We start from the raw sequence: 13230 nt of genomic DNA, 5'->3' as shown, positions 1-13230 counted from the left end.
TAAAGAGGCTAGACCCCTGTGGCATTGACGATTCTTGGCCTGTCCGGCGCCCTTAGCCATGACCCTTCAGCAGCCTTGTACATCGACGGCAAGCTGGTGGCGGCGGCTGAAGAAGAGCGCTTCGTACGCGATAAGCATGCAAAGAACCGCATGCCCTACGAATCGGCGAAGTTCTGTCTTGAGCAGGCCGGCATCAAGCCGTCCGACGTTGACGTAGTTGCGATCCCGTTCGCTCCGATCAGCCTGTTCGGCAAGGCGCGCTGGCACTACGCCAAGCGTTACTGGTATGCACCGGATCGCGCCCTGGATGCGATCCTGATGGGCAACCGCCGCTACAAGCGCTACCGCAACAAGATTGTCTGGTGCCTGGAGCAATTGGGTTTTGATCCGAAGAAGATCAAGATCGAACCAGTCGAGCACCACTTGGCTCACGCCTCCAGCGCCTACCACTGCTCCGGTTTCAAAGAAAAAACCGCGATCCTCGGTATCGACGGCAAGGGCGAGTACGCCACGACCTTCTTTGGCTACGGTGAAAACGGCAAGATCCACAAGATCAAGGAATTCTTCGATCCGGACTCCCTCGGCGGCCTGTATGGCGCGATCACCGAGTTCCTCGGCTTCGAGATGCTCGACGGTGAGTTCAAGGTCATGGGCATGGCGCCGTACGGCGATGCCAGCAAGTACGATTTCTCGCGTCTGGCCTCGTTCGAAAACGGTGAGCTGGTGATCAACACCGACTACGCCAACGTTATCGGCCTGCGCCGCTATAAAGAGAAGGGTAAAGGCTTCTACTTCTCGCCGAAGCTGATCGAGTGGCTGGGGCCGAAGCGCGAAGGCGATATTGCTGACGAACCGTACATTCACTACGCCGCGAGCATGCAAGCGCTGTTCGAGAAACTGGCGCTGCAGATGATCGATCACTACCTGGGCGACGTGCTCAAGGAAACCGGCAAACTGGCCTTCGCCGGTGGCTGTGCGTTGAACGTCAAACTGAACCAGAAAATCATCGCCCGCGACGACATCAAGGAACTGTTCGTGCAACCGGCGTCCGGCGATGCCGGTACGGCGGTCGGCGCAGCTGCCTATGTGTCCCACGCCCGTGGCGTGCCGGTCGAGAAGATGGAGCATGTCTACCTCGGCCCGTCGTACAGCAACGAGGACGTGATCGCCGCCTGCGCCCGTCACGAGAACAAGCCAGCGTGGCGCAAGCTCGATAACATGCCGGAACAGATCGCCAAAATCATGGTTGATGGTAATCCCGTGGCCTGGTTCCAGGGACGTATGGAGTTCGGTCCGCGTGCATTGGGCGGTCGATCGATCATTGGTTGCCCGAGCGTGGCCGGCGTGGCCGACCGCATCAACCATCAGATCAAGTTCCGCGAGCGCTGGAGGCCTTTCTGCCCGTCGATGCTCGACACCGTTGCGCCACAGATGATCAAGATCGATCATCCGGCGCCGTTCATGACATTCACTTTCGAAGTGGCGGACGAGTGGAAGACCCGTGTGCCGGAAGTCGTTCACGAAGATGGCACTTCTCGTGCCCAGGTCCTCAAGCGTGAATACAACCCGCGCTACTACGACATGATGAAGGCGCTGGAAAACCTGACCGGTAACGGCGTATCGCTGAACACCTCGCTCAACCGTCGTGGCGAACCGATGATTTGCTCGCCGACCGACGCGCTGAACATGTTTTTCGGTTCGGATCTGGAATACCTGATCATGGAAGATATTCTGGTCGTAAAAGAGGGTGTGAAAGGATACGAACTTGACTGAAACACTGATCAGCGTCGTCATTCCGGTTTACAACTATGCGCGAACGCTGCCTCGTGCAGTGGAGTCGGTGTTGGCGCAACTGGATGAAACGACGGCGGATCTGCTGGTCATCGACGACGGGTCGACGGACGATACGCCTGAGGTAGTGGAAAGGCTCCTGCTCAAGCATGGCGGTCGTTTTCGCGCGCTGCGTAAAAGCAACGGCGGATTGTCGTCGGTACGCAATCGGGGGCTGGAAGAGACAACCGGGCGGTATCTGGTGTTTCTCGACTCTGACGATGAAATGGCTCCCGGTGCATTGGCTGCGCTTGCGCAGCACATTGCCAGTCATCCGCAGACCCTTATGGTGATCGGTGCGCACTGGTCAGTGTTCGCTGACGGGCGCCGCAGTTTGCAGGCGGCCAAGCCTTTGCCTGTGACGCCCCGCCAGCGCCTGCAGGGTTACCTGCTGAACAAGACGTTGTCGATTTCCAACGGTGCCTGTGCGATGCACCGCGAAGTGTTCGCTCAGGGCAATTACCCGGAACATTTGCGCAACGTCGAGGACCTGCCAGTGTTTGCCCAAGTGCTGGCGCGCTACCCCTGCACCGTTCTGGACAAGCCTCTGGCACTGATCTACAAGCACGCCGACAGCATGCGCCATGATTTGCGCCAGAGTCTTGCTGCCGGTACGGAGCAGGTCGTCAGCGAAGTGTTTTCCAGTCGAAGAATGCCCGAAGAAATGTGTGATCTGCGCCAGGCGTTTCTGGCACAGCGCTGTTTGTCGCTGTTTCGCGACTGTTATTCCCATGGCGAGTACAAGCTGGCCAGGTCGTTCTATTTCCAGGCTTTGCGTGCAGACTGGCGGACGTTTTCACGCTGGTCATACACCCGCAAGGCTTTGCGGTTGCTGTTTCGGTAAGTGGGTCGCGGTGATGTGCGCGTACCTTGTAACGGATGTCGGTGAGGTGGCTGGGTGAAAGGTACGGGCGGTAGCGTGGCAACTCGAGTCTCCAGAATCATCGACAAATACCCGGTCTGGCTGGCGTTTGTGGGCAGCGCGCTGTTATCGCTGATAGCCGTCCTGGGCACTGCAACAGTGGGGCGTGATGCCGCGCTGTACATCGATATTGCGCAACAGGTCACCGAGCACGGGCCGAATGTGGCTTGGGCTTCTTTCGACTGGCCCTGGTTTTCCTTTCTGCTGGCCGCTACGCATTCCATCCTGCATTTGCCGCTGGAGCTGAGTGCCTATCTTTGGTGTGCACTCTTTTTTGCCGGAACCAGCGCGTTGATGGTGGACTGCGTGCGTCAGCGGTCTGCGCAGGTCACCGGTTGGGCGTGCCTGGTGGTATTGGCCATGCCGGCGGTGAATGCCTTTCGAAACGACATCATCCGTGAGTGCGGTTTCTGGTTCTTCTGCACGCTGACGCTCTGGCTCGCGCTGCGCTGGCAAGCCCGTGGCGGCTGGTTGCGCGCGGCATTCATCCACCTGGCAATCGTCGCAGCAGCCTTGTTTCGGCTGGAGGCCTTATTGCTGGTGCCGGCGTTGGCTCTGTGGCAGTTGCCCAACCTGTGGTCATCTGGCCGACGGATGCAGTTTGCCCAGTTTTCGCTGCTGCCGGTTTTGGGGCTGCTGGCCATTTCGGCAACCGGTGTACTCATGTCGGCGCGAGTGATGCTGTATCTGGACATGATTGCCCCGCACAGTGTGTTTGCGTCCTTTCAAATGCTGTGCGATCAGTTTGCCAATTCGCTCATCAACAAGTACTCCCAGGATGAAGCCGGGCGGATCATTTTCTTCGGCATCCTGGCGACCATGACCATCAGTTTCGTGAAGTTGATGGGGCCTTTCGCCGTTCCCTTCATTCTGCGGCGTAACTGGGGGGTGCTAGGCGTCTACTGGCGCGACTATCGACCCTTCGCCTGGGCGGCGTTGCTGTATCTGATCGTGCTGGTGCTGTTTTTCATCAAGCAACAGTTCATGAATACGCGCTACCTGAGCTTTCTCAATCTGTTGTTTGTGCCCGTGCTGGCGATGGGGCTGGCGGCGTTTGTTCGCGAGTTCCCGCGTTGGGGCAGGTGGCTGGTGGTTCTGTGTTTGCTGGTGATGCTGTCGAACGTCATCTCCACCGGGGCCGGCAAAACCCATTACGTCGAGGCCGGACGCTGGTTGTCGGCCCATGTCGAGCCGGGTGCGAAGACCTATTTCGAGGATGGGCGGATCAGCTATTACGCCGGTCGTGGCTACGTGATGCCGGTACTGACCGCAGAGGAGGCGATGTCGGCAGCGCACGCTGGCGACTATCAATATTTCCTCATCGAGGCCAAAGGTGACGAGCCTTGGCTGAATGAGTGGCTGGTGGCGCACAAGCTGCGGATCATCGAGCATTTCGCCAATCGCAAAGGTGCCACTGTAGTGGTCATCGGCCGCTAAGGCTTAACCGAGCAGCGGACGCAGGCGCGAGATCAGCGGCGCTTGCCGGTTGCTCGGCAGTGCCTGCCGATAGCCCTCGATAAACGTGTCGCCGGCGTCCTGGCCGAGCAGCCATTGGCGGTCTTCCTTGTAGCGCAGCAAATGCGCGAAGTTACGCAGGCGTTTACTGTCACTGAGCGCGTGCTTCTGGCAGCGCAGGTCGGCAATATCGATCAGGCCCAAACGCTTGTCGGGGGTCTGCACGACGTTGCCAAAGTGCAGTGATCGAAAGTACACACCTTTTTCGTGCAGCAGGGCGAAGTACCCGCCCAGCTGGAATCTCAGTGTGTCAGCCTCTTCGTCAGTGCCTTGTAGCTGACGCACTGTATTGCCTTCCAGCGGGCTGTAATACACGCAGTCACGTTCGATGCTCGGGATGCGGTAGACCGCGATGACTTTGGGGCAGAGGATGCCGCGTTGTTCGAGGGCCCGGGTATTGTCGGCAAAGCGTTGTGCATAGGGGTAGAACAGCGCCGAACTGAGCAGCCGCTTGCGGCGGAACAGCTTGAGCATGCGTCCATCGGCCAATCTGAGCACCTTGTCGCCGGAACCGTCGGCTTCCAATACGTGTGCACCCTCGCGCAGTGCCTCGTAAGTGCTGTGATCAATCGATTGCATATCCGGCTCCCCATCATTAGCGGGGTATCTTAACCGACTTGGTCGAAAGCTGGCTTGCAGTCATGTTTATCGGGGCAAAAACGCGTGTGATATCATCGGCGCCTCACTGAATTGCGCGGATCACCATGAGCAGTCCTGAACCGAAAGCCCAGTCCACGCTGGCGATCTATTTCCGCCTTTTGGCTTACGTGCGGCCTTATGCCGGCCTTTTCCTTCTCAGCATCGTCGGGTTTCTGATTTTCGCATCGACTCAGCCGATGCTCGCTTACATCCTCAAGTACTTTGTCGACGGTCTGGCCAATCCTGAAGCCAGTCTGTTCCCGGGCAACCCTTATCTGGGCAAGCTGCAGTTGCTCGAAACCGTGCCACTGATGATCGTCTTCATCGCGTTGTGGCAGGGCGTGGGTTCTTACCTGGGCAACTTCTTCCTGGCGCGGGTTTCTCTGGGCCTGGTGCATGACCTGCGGGTGGTGTTGTTCAATAAATTGCTGGAGTTGCCCAATCGCTTCTTCGACAAGAACAATTCCGGCCACCTGATTTCCCGGATCACCTTCAACGTGACCATGGTCACCGGCGCGGCAACGGATGCAATCAAAGTCGTCATCCGTGAAGGCATGACCGTGATTTTCCTGTTCTGCACACTGTTGTGGATGAACTGGAAGCTCACGCTGGTGATGGTCGCCATCCTGCCGTTGATCGGTTTGATGGTGAACAGCACCAGCAAAAAATTCCGCAAGCAAAGCAAGAAGATCCAGGTCTCGATGGGCAACGTCACGCACGTCGCGTCCGAGACCATTCATGGCTATCGCGTCGTGCGCAGTTTTGGCGGCGAGCAGTACGAAAAGGATCGCTTTCGCGATGCCAGCCAGAGCAACACCGACAAGCAGTTGACGATGACCAAGACCGGCGCCGTTTACACGCCGATGCTGCAGCTGGTGACTTACAGCGCCATGGCGGTGGTCATGTTCCTCGTCCTGTACCTTCGCGGCGATGCATCGCCGGGTGATCTGGTGGCCTACATCACCATGGCTGGCTTGTTGCCCAAGCCGATCCGTCAGTTGTCGGAGGTCAGCTCGACGATTCAGAAGGGTGTCGCCGGTGCCGAAAGTATTTTCGAGCAACTGGATGAGCCGGCGGAAGTGGATCAGGGCACGGTCGAGCAAGATCGTCTCGAAGGCCGTCTGGAAGTGCGCAATCTGAGCTTCCACTATCCTGACACCGACAAAGCGGTGCTCAATGACATCAGTTTCGTCGTCGAACCGGGGCAAATGGTTGCCTTGGTCGGCCGCTCGGGCAGTGGCAAATCGACCCTGGCCAGCCTGATTCCGCGCTTTTATCAGCATGATGATGCGCAGGGCCAGATCTTGCTCGATGGCGTGCAGGTGCAGGACTTCACCTTGCGCAGCCTGCGTCGGCAGATTGCTCTGGTGACCCAACAGGTCACGCTATTCAACGATACGGTGACCAACAACATCGCCTACGGTGATCTGGCCGGTGCGCCGTTCGATGAGGTCAAGCGCGCGGCCACCGAAGCCTATGCCGATGAGTTCATCATCAAGATGCCGCAAGGCTACGAAACCATGGTCGGCGAAAACGGTGTGCTGCTGTCCGGCGGCCAGCGTCAGCGCATCGCTATTGCCCGGGCGTTGCTCAAGGATGCACCGCTGCTGATTCTCGACGAGGCCACTTCCGCGCTCGATACCGAGTCGGAGCGGCATATCCAGGCTGCCCTGGATCATGTGGTGAAAAACCGCACGACCCTGGTGATCGCCCACCGTTTGAGCACCATCGAGAAAGCCGACCTGATTCTGGTCATGGACGAAGGTCGCATCGTCGAGCGCGGCTCTCACGCACAATTGCTCGAGCAGAACGGCTATTACGCCCGTCTGCACGCCAAAGAGTTTGAAGAGGGTGACGAGCCTCAGCCGGCACACGCGACCGACGTATGCTGACGATGTTTCGCAGCTTTCGCGAGCGTGGCTGGACCGAAATCGACCGGGACAGCTACGCCCGTGCCTGGCAACGTTTCGGCGGCAGTTTTGCTACACACCCCGAAGTCGTCGAGCGCTTGTCAACGTTCCTTGGCATCGAGTTGCGCTACCTGGGCTGGGTCGTTGGCGGAGATGTGCTGGCCGCCATCCCTTGCTGGGGGCGGCATGTTGCCTTGTCCAAGGAAGTGCTCAAGCGCGACGGCAAGCGTGGCTTGCTGGACATGGGCAATGCGGAAATCATTCTGCCGATCGCGCCAGACGTCATCGTGCCGGTGCGCCAGCGCGTGGCTTATGTGTCCCAGCTCAATGCCGGGCAGATCAGCACGCTGAAGCCACAGCCTGAGGGCCTGGCGCTGGCCCGGTTGCCGGAAGAATATTCGAAGAAGTTCCGCTACAACCAGCGTCGCGAACAGCGCCTGCTGGAAGAGGCGGGCGGATCGCTGGTGCCGATGTCCGACTTTACGACGCAGGAACAGGCTGCCGCTTACGGCGATTTATTCAAGCGTCGCTGGGGCTTCGAGGTGCCGGGCAAGGCCGGGCTGGTTGAGGTCTTTACCTTGCTGCGCGAGTTCATGACCGGTTCGGTGGTGATGCTCGAATCGGCGCCCGTCGCCATTCAGGTGCTCTATCGCGTCGAGGCCCCGCAATGGGTTTCGCTGGAATACGTCAACGGTGGTGTCGACCCGCAGAGCCGCGAGTTCAGCCCCGGCAGTGTGCTGAGTTTCGTCAATACCCAAGAGGCCTGGGCGCACGCGCAAGCGCTGGGCAAACCTCTGCGTTACTCATTCGGTCGTGCCGACCGAGAGTACAAGGATCGCTGGTGCCACACGGTGCCGGTCTACAAGGTCTGAATTCATGAGCGCTCGCAAGCAACAGCTTCTCAAGGCCCATCGGCGCAACAAGCGTCTGTTCCTGATCGCCTTTGTGCTGGCGCTGTTGCTGATCGGCGTGCTGATCGCGTGGTGGCTGGTGCCGTTGTTGCTGGTGCTGGCCTGGGTTGCTCACGAGGCCTGGTTTGCCGACCATTTGTTCTACCGGCCTACCGACGACTATCAATACGACTTTCCGCCGCAAACCGCGCGGCAGGCCGTGAGTCTTGAGGGCGGCGTGGTAGGCCTGAGCGAACCGCTGGCGCAGGGCGAGACATTGGCACTCGAACTCGAAGTGAAGTCCACCTGGCTGGGGCGCTGGCTCGATCCCTATGTTGAGGTGGGCGATGATCGTCAGGATCTGGAGCGGGGCGTCAGAGGGCGGCGTTTCCTCAATCTGTCGGGGCAGGTCGATGCGCTGGTGCAAGGGACTCTGACGCTGCGTGGCCGATATTGCGTACCTGCTGCGACGGGCGTGTTGTGGGTCATGGCCAATCCGGACTACAGCCGCCAGCGGGTCATGGTCATCGCGCCCCATGCCGATGATGCAGAGCTCGCCGCCTTCGGTCTGTACAGTCGATGCGAAGACGTCAGCATCGTCACCCTGACCCAGGGTGAGATCGAGGCTGAAGACTTTCAGCGGCTGGGCCTTGATCAAGCCGCAGCCGCTCGATTGAAGGGCCGCTTGCGCAGTTGGGACAGCCTGGTGATTCCGCTGTGGGGGGGCGTGCCTGCCGAGCGTTGTGTGCAATTGGGCTATTACTGCCTGCAACTGCCGTCGATGGTCGAAGCGCCCACCCAGGCGTTCGGCTCCCGGGAATCGCAGGAAAACGATATTCGCAGTGTGCGCCAGCATAACCCGTTGACCCTGCCCGCCGACGTTGACGGGCAGCCGACCTGGCAAAACCTGCTGGGTGATCTGACGGCCCTGCTTGAGCACTATCGCCCGGAAGTGGTCGTTACACCGCATCCTGAACTCGATCCCCACAGTGATCATGTAGCGTCGACCCAAGCGTTGCTTGAGGCTATCGAACGCAGTAGCTGGAAACCGGCGACCCTGCTGCTGTACGCCAATCACCTGCACGACAATGATCGCTGGCCGATGGGGCCTGCCGGTGCGGGTGTTCCGCTGCCTCCCGCCATCGAGCCGCTACCGGCTGATCGCCTGTGGAGTCCGCTGCTGTCGGCGGACGTGCAACTGGACAAAGCCATGGCGCTGGCCATGGAGCACGATCTGCAGGGCGGACAGGCGTTCAAACGGCAATTGCGCCGCAGGATCCAGCAGGCTCTGGCCGGCCGTCGCTGGCCTGAAACGGGCAGTAACGAGTTTTTCCGCAAGGCGGTCCGGCGTCACGAGTTGTTCTGGGTGCGCGACCTTTCAGATTGAGGCGGACGGCGCTTTACCCTGTGTTAATATCGCGCCCCTGTTCATTTTGTATGTGGGTTGCTCCATGAAGTTGTCCATGCCGCGTTTCGATCAAGCCCCGGTCTTGGTAGTCGGCGATGTCATGCTCGACCGTTACTGGCATGGCGGAACCTCACGGATTTCCCCTGAGGCGCCGGTGCCGGTCGTTAAGGTCGAGCAGATCGAAGACCGTCCGGGCGGTGCCGCGAACGTTGCCTTGAACATTGCCGCGCTGGGTGCGCCGGCGTCGCTGGTTGGTGTGACCGGCGATGACGAAGCCGCCGACAGCCTGAGCAACAGTCTCAAAGGCGCGGGCGTACGTGCCCTGTTCCAGCGCATCGCTCACCAGCCAACCATCGTCAAGCTGCGGGTCATGAGCCGGCACCAGCAACTGCTGCGTATCGACTTTGAAGAACCGTTCGCCACCGACGCTCTGGCCCTTGGTTCGCAGGTCGACGACCTGCTCGAAGGCATCAAGGTGCTGGTACTCTCCGATTACGGCAAAGGCGCCCTGAAAAACCATCAGGCGCTGATCCAGGCCGCCCGCGCGAAGAACATTCCGGTGCTGGCCGATCCAAAGGGCAAGGACTTCTCGATTTATCGCGGCGCCAGCCTGATCACCCCCAATCTCAGCGAATTCGAAGCCATCGTCGGCGGTTGCGTCGATGAGCATGAGCTGGTGAGCAAGGGCGCCGCCCTGATGCACGACCTCGAACTCGGTGCGCTGCTGGTAACGCGCGGCGAACACGGCATGACCCTGTTGCGTCCGGATCAGCCGGCGCTGCACCTGCCGGCCCGTGCCCGTGAAGTGTTTGATGTCACCGGTGCCGGTGACACGGTGATCTCCACCCTGGCGGCAGCGATTGCCGCCGGTGAAGACCTGCCCCACGCCGTTGCACTGGCCAACCTGGCCGCCGGCATCGTGGTCGGCAAACTCGGTACGGCCGCCATCAGCGCCCCGGAACTGCGTCGCGCCATTCAGCGCGAGGAGGGTTCTGAACGGGGTGTCCTGGGTCTGGAGCAGTTGCTGCTCGCCGTGGCCGATGCCCGTGCGCACAACGAGAAGATCGTCTTCACCAATGGCTGCTTCGACATCCTCCATGCCGGCCATGTGACCTACCTGGAGCAGGCACGGGCACAGGGCGACCGGCTGATTGTCGCGGTTAACGATGATGCTTCGGTCAGCCGTCTCAAAGGCCCGGGCCGCCCGATCAACAGTGTTGACCGACGCATGGCGGTTCTCGCGGGCCTCGGCGCTGTGGACTGGGTGATCAGTTTCCCTGAAGGCACCCCGGAGAACCTGCTGCGCGAGGTCAAACCGGACGTGCTGGTCAAGGGCGGCGATTACGGCATCGATCAGGTAGTCGGCGCTGATATCGTCACTGCTTATGGCGGTACCGTAAAGGTGCTGGGACTGGTGGAAAACAGCTCGACAACTGCGATTGTCGAGAAGATCCGCAGTCGTTGATCAGATGAATTTTTACCGTTGTGTACTGCGTGTGAACGGATTTTGCCTTGGGGATTTTACCGTTTCCGTTGATGTAGGCAGCTTTGAATCCGATGCGCTTGCCTGCCTACGTCGCGTGGTCAATTAACCTATGAAAGTCATGCTCCTGGTGATGGACGAGCAGCGGGTCATTCTCGACCGGCTCTACGACATCGTGCAGCAGAACTGTGATGAGTGTTTCATCTATCGTTTGAGCAAAAAACAGCAGTTGAATCTGGGCTCGTTTCTGGCCTCGGTCGATTACCAGACCTTCGATCGCGTGGTGATTTTCTCCCGGGTCAAACGCCTGGCCACGCAACTGCAGGTGCTCAAATGCATCCCCGGGCTGGTCTTCCTCGAACACGACGCCTACCAGAACTACATGCCAGCGAGTAAATACCGCGGCGTGTATTCACGGCTCTACCGTCGCCTGCCGAGTTGCCGGGCGCTGGTGTCCGGTGCCGTGGTCGCGCGCAAGATGCTCGCTGAAGGCATCGACACGGTGTTTGTCTCCAAAGGTTATGACGAGCAGATGCTGCACAACACCGGCGTCGAGCGGGACATTCCCATCGGTTTTCTTGGCAGCTTGAAAAGCACCGAATATGCCGAGCGCAAAGCCATGCTCGAGTCGCTCTCGCAGCGAACCGGGATGCTGGTGACCCGTACCAAGTCGGGTGCGGAATACCTGCAGACGCTCAATCGCATCAGGATTTTCGTCAGCGCCGACATCGGCATGAACGAGTTCATGATCAAGAACTATGAGGCCATGGCCTGCGGTTGTGTGCTGCTGGCCTGGAGTCAGGGCGAAGAAGACCGTCTGCTCGGCTTTGAAGACATGCACAACACCGTGTTCTACCGTAGCGCAGATGAAGCGGTGGAAAAGATCCAGCTGCTGCAGAGCGACCCGGAACTGGCAGAGCGCATCGCCCGCAATGGCCAGGAGTTCGCGCAAAGCCGTTATTCCTTTGCCCGTGTCGGTCAGGCACTGGCTACGGAAATCCAGCGTGAGATGCGCCCATGGCAGCCGCCCTCGGCGTTCACGCGATTCTGGGTGAGGCTGCGTTACGGGATGAAGGTGCCGGTCTGAATGAAGGACGAACACATGGCGCTGGATGCGCTGCCCGGTGGTGATCAGTCCGTACTGGGGGCGTTACCGACAGAACTTCTCGACTGTCTGAGCCGTGCGCCTCGGGTGGTGCTGATTGCCAACAACCCGGCCATCACCGCGGCGGACTTTCAGGCGTTGAACATTGGCGTCGATGACGTCGTCGTCAGCTTCAATACCTGCATCAAAGCGGCGCTGCTCAACAAGCGAAGCGTCAATGTCTTTGTGCATGGCTACAACGCGCCGGACGCGTATTTTTTTGGTCTGCCTTACGCGCCGCCGGTCCAGCAGATGTTCGAACAGGCGAGCGAACGTTGTTTCAGCATGCTGGTGGGCTGCGCCGCACCGATGTGTCCACTGCCACGCGTGGCCATGTATTGGGATCGCATTCCACTGCCGCCACTGTGGAACTACCCGGTCGACCGCCCGGGCGGCAAGCGCTACGTTGGGCCTTCCACCGGTTTCAACACGCTGGTGCTGTTTGACTGGTTGCGCGCTCATGCCGGTTATACCTATCAGCTCATGACCCTGGGCTTTTCCAACGAAGCAGGAAAACTGTGGGGCGGCCATGCCTGGGACTATGAGCGTGACTGGCTGCAGAAGTCGGACATCATTGTGGTGCCGCTGCAAACCCGTCGCTGGTGGCAAAAGCTGTTTCGGCCAAAGTAAGCGATATCGTCTATCCGGTTGCCAGCAGGCCCGAACTACTTTCAAAAGGTGCTGTTGAGTGTTGAAAATTGCCGTGGCTTTTTTCGGGATCCCGAGAAATTCGCCGATCTGTTTCCCCTCCATCGAGCAGAATGTGCTGGCGCAGTTGCCTGCAGGCAGCGACGTAAAGTGCTTCTACCATCTGTACAAGATTGATGAGGTGCAGAACTCGCGATCCGGTGAGAAAGGCGAACTGAAGGCGGACAACTACCAGCCATTCGAATCGATGACCGGCACACTCACCTCGACCGAGGGCGTGCTGGAGCGCTGGGATTTCGAACAGGTCAAAGCACAGGGCGATACCTGGGCAGATGACTTTGCGTCATTGCGCAATTTGATCTTTCAGCTCAACTCATTGCATACCGTGACCAGCATGATCGAGCCGTTCAATCCGGATTTCGTTGTGTTCGTGCGCCCGGACAATTTCTTTCACAGCGCATTGCCTGCCTATGTCTTCGCTCACCCCGAGGCTCGCAAGCACAACGCTTATATTCCTGACTGGCAATGGTGGGGCGGTTTGAACGACCGTTTTGCCGTGTGCGGGCGCGACACGTATGTCGCGTACGGCAAGCGCATCGAGTGTATTTTCGATTTCTGCAAGGCAACAGGCCGAAAGCTGCATTCCGAACGCTTGCTTAAATATGCCCTGCAGCAGGTCGATGCCAAAATCTGCACGCTGCCGACGCAGGCATCGCGGGTACGCATTACCGGTGCATTTGCCGAGGAATCGTTCTCGCCCAAGCGTGGCATGGGCAAGCGCGAAAACCGCTACTTTCATTTCTTCGCCGGGTTGCGCACCTGGTGGGACCGTCGCCGCTAA

Annotated in this window: 11 protein-coding genes; 10 read left to right on the top strand and 1 reads right to left on the bottom strand. The window is 59.3% G+C overall.

Going from position 1 to position 13230, the window contains the following annotated elements; genetic code table 11:
• Nucleotides 1-18 precede the first annotated feature (18 nt).
• The 3 genes from AC0ZWN_RS24635 to AC0ZWN_RS24625 all read left to right on the top strand — a co-directional run bounded on the left by AC0ZWN_RS24635 (nucleotide 19) and on the right by AC0ZWN_RS24625 (nucleotide 4189).
• A complete protein-coding gene (locus AC0ZWN_RS24635) occupies nucleotides 19-1773 on the top strand; it encodes a carbamoyltransferase family protein (RefSeq protein WP_093430132.1) in 1755 nt (584 codons plus the stop codon).
• Nucleotides 1766-2674, top strand: a complete 909-nt coding sequence (locus tag AC0ZWN_RS24630; RefSeq protein WP_476336943.1) for a glycosyltransferase family 2 protein — start codon at nucleotides 1766-1768, stop codon at nucleotides 2672-2674. Before AC0ZWN_RS24635 ends, AC0ZWN_RS24630 begins: the two co-directional genes overlap by 8 nt.
• Nucleotides 2675-2749: 75 nt before the next feature.
• Nucleotides 2750-4189 carry a hypothetical protein gene (locus AC0ZWN_RS24625; protein ID WP_476336941.1) on the top strand — a complete coding sequence of 480 codons (1440 nt, stop codon included), beginning with the start codon at nucleotides 2750-2752 and terminating at the stop codon, nucleotides 4187-4189.
• A 3-nt stretch (nucleotides 4190-4192) separates the two neighbouring features.
• Here AC0ZWN_RS24625 and AC0ZWN_RS24620 read toward each other — a convergent pair whose 3' ends face one another.
• On the bottom strand, nucleotides 4193-4846 hold the full coding sequence (locus tag AC0ZWN_RS24620) for a toluene tolerance protein (RefSeq protein ID WP_186621213.1): 654 nt from the start codon (nucleotides 4844-4846) through the stop codon (nucleotides 4193-4195).
• Between the two features lie 125 nt (nucleotides 4847-4971).
• Here AC0ZWN_RS24620 and msbA point away from each other — a divergent pair, with 125 nt between their 5' ends.
• The 7 genes from msbA (at nucleotide 4972) to AC0ZWN_RS24585 (ending at nucleotide 13230) form a co-directional block, all read left to right on the top strand.
• Nucleotides 4972-6798, top strand: a complete 1827-nt coding sequence (msbA, locus tag AC0ZWN_RS24615) for a lipid A export permease/ATP-binding protein MsbA (protein ID WP_095047262.1) — start codon at nucleotides 4972-4974, stop codon at nucleotides 6796-6798.
• Nucleotides 6792-7688, top strand: coding sequence for a GNAT family N-acetyltransferase (locus AC0ZWN_RS24610; protein ID WP_476336940.1), 897 nt, complete (start codon nucleotides 6792-6794; stop codon nucleotides 7686-7688). The genes msbA and AC0ZWN_RS24610 overlap by 7 nt, the downstream gene beginning before the upstream one ends.
• 4 nt (nucleotides 7689-7692) lie before the next feature.
• On the top strand, nucleotides 7693-9093 hold the full coding sequence (locus tag AC0ZWN_RS24605) for a PIG-L deacetylase family protein (RefSeq protein WP_476336938.1): 1401 nt from the start codon (nucleotides 7693-7695) through the stop codon (nucleotides 9091-9093).
• Nucleotides 9094-9157: 64 nt separating this feature from the next.
• A complete protein-coding gene (hldE, locus tag AC0ZWN_RS24600; protein WP_093430139.1) occupies nucleotides 9158-10579 on the top strand; it encodes a bifunctional D-glycero-beta-D-manno-heptose-7-phosphate kinase/D-glycero-beta-D-manno-heptose 1-phosphate adenylyltransferase HldE in 1422 nt (473 codons plus the stop codon).
• Between the two features lie 130 nt (nucleotides 10580-10709).
• Nucleotides 10710-11684, top strand: a complete 975-nt coding sequence (locus AC0ZWN_RS24595) for a glycosyltransferase family protein (RefSeq protein ID WP_476336936.1) — start codon at nucleotides 10710-10712, stop codon at nucleotides 11682-11684.
• Nucleotides 11685-12371 carry a hypothetical protein gene (locus AC0ZWN_RS24590; protein WP_476336935.1) on the top strand — a complete coding sequence of 229 codons (687 nt, stop codon included), beginning with the start codon at nucleotides 11685-11687 and terminating at the stop codon, nucleotides 12369-12371. It begins immediately after the preceding gene.
• A gap of 58 nt (nucleotides 12372-12429) precedes the next feature.
• Entirely contained in the window at nucleotides 12430-13230 is an 801-nt protein-coding gene (locus tag AC0ZWN_RS24585) for a hypothetical protein (RefSeq protein WP_093430142.1), read from the top strand.

This window comes from Pseudomonas sp. 3B-A001-10F (genome assembly GCF_056313565.1).
This window is presented reverse-complemented; position numbering and strand designations above follow the sequence as displayed.

Excerpts from the sequence above, each read along its gene's own strand:
- msbA (WP_095047262.1), top strand. The coding sequence starts at position 4,972 with ATGAGCAGTCCTGAACCGAAAGCCCAGTCCACGCTGGCGATCTATTTC.
- AC0ZWN_RS24590 (WP_476336935.1), top strand. The coding sequence starts at position 11,685 with ATGAAGGACGAACACATGGCGCTGGATGCGCTGCCCGGTGGTGATCAG.
- AC0ZWN_RS24610 (WP_476336940.1), top strand. The coding sequence starts at position 6,792 with ATGCTGACGATGTTTCGCAGCTTTCGCGAGCGTGGCTGGACCGAAATC.
- AC0ZWN_RS24605 (WP_476336938.1), top strand. The coding sequence starts at position 7,693 with ATGAGCGCTCGCAAGCAACAGCTTCTCAAGGCCCATCGGCGCAACAAG.
- AC0ZWN_RS24620 (WP_186621213.1), bottom strand. The coding sequence starts at position 4,846 with ATGCAATCGATTGATCACAGCACTTACGAGGCACTGCGCGAGGGTGCA.
- hldE (WP_093430139.1), top strand. The coding sequence starts at position 9,158 with ATGAAGTTGTCCATGCCGCGTTTCGATCAAGCCCCGGTCTTGGTAGTC.
- AC0ZWN_RS24595 (WP_476336936.1), top strand. The coding sequence starts at position 10,710 with ATGAAAGTCATGCTCCTGGTGATGGACGAGCAGCGGGTCATTCTCGAC.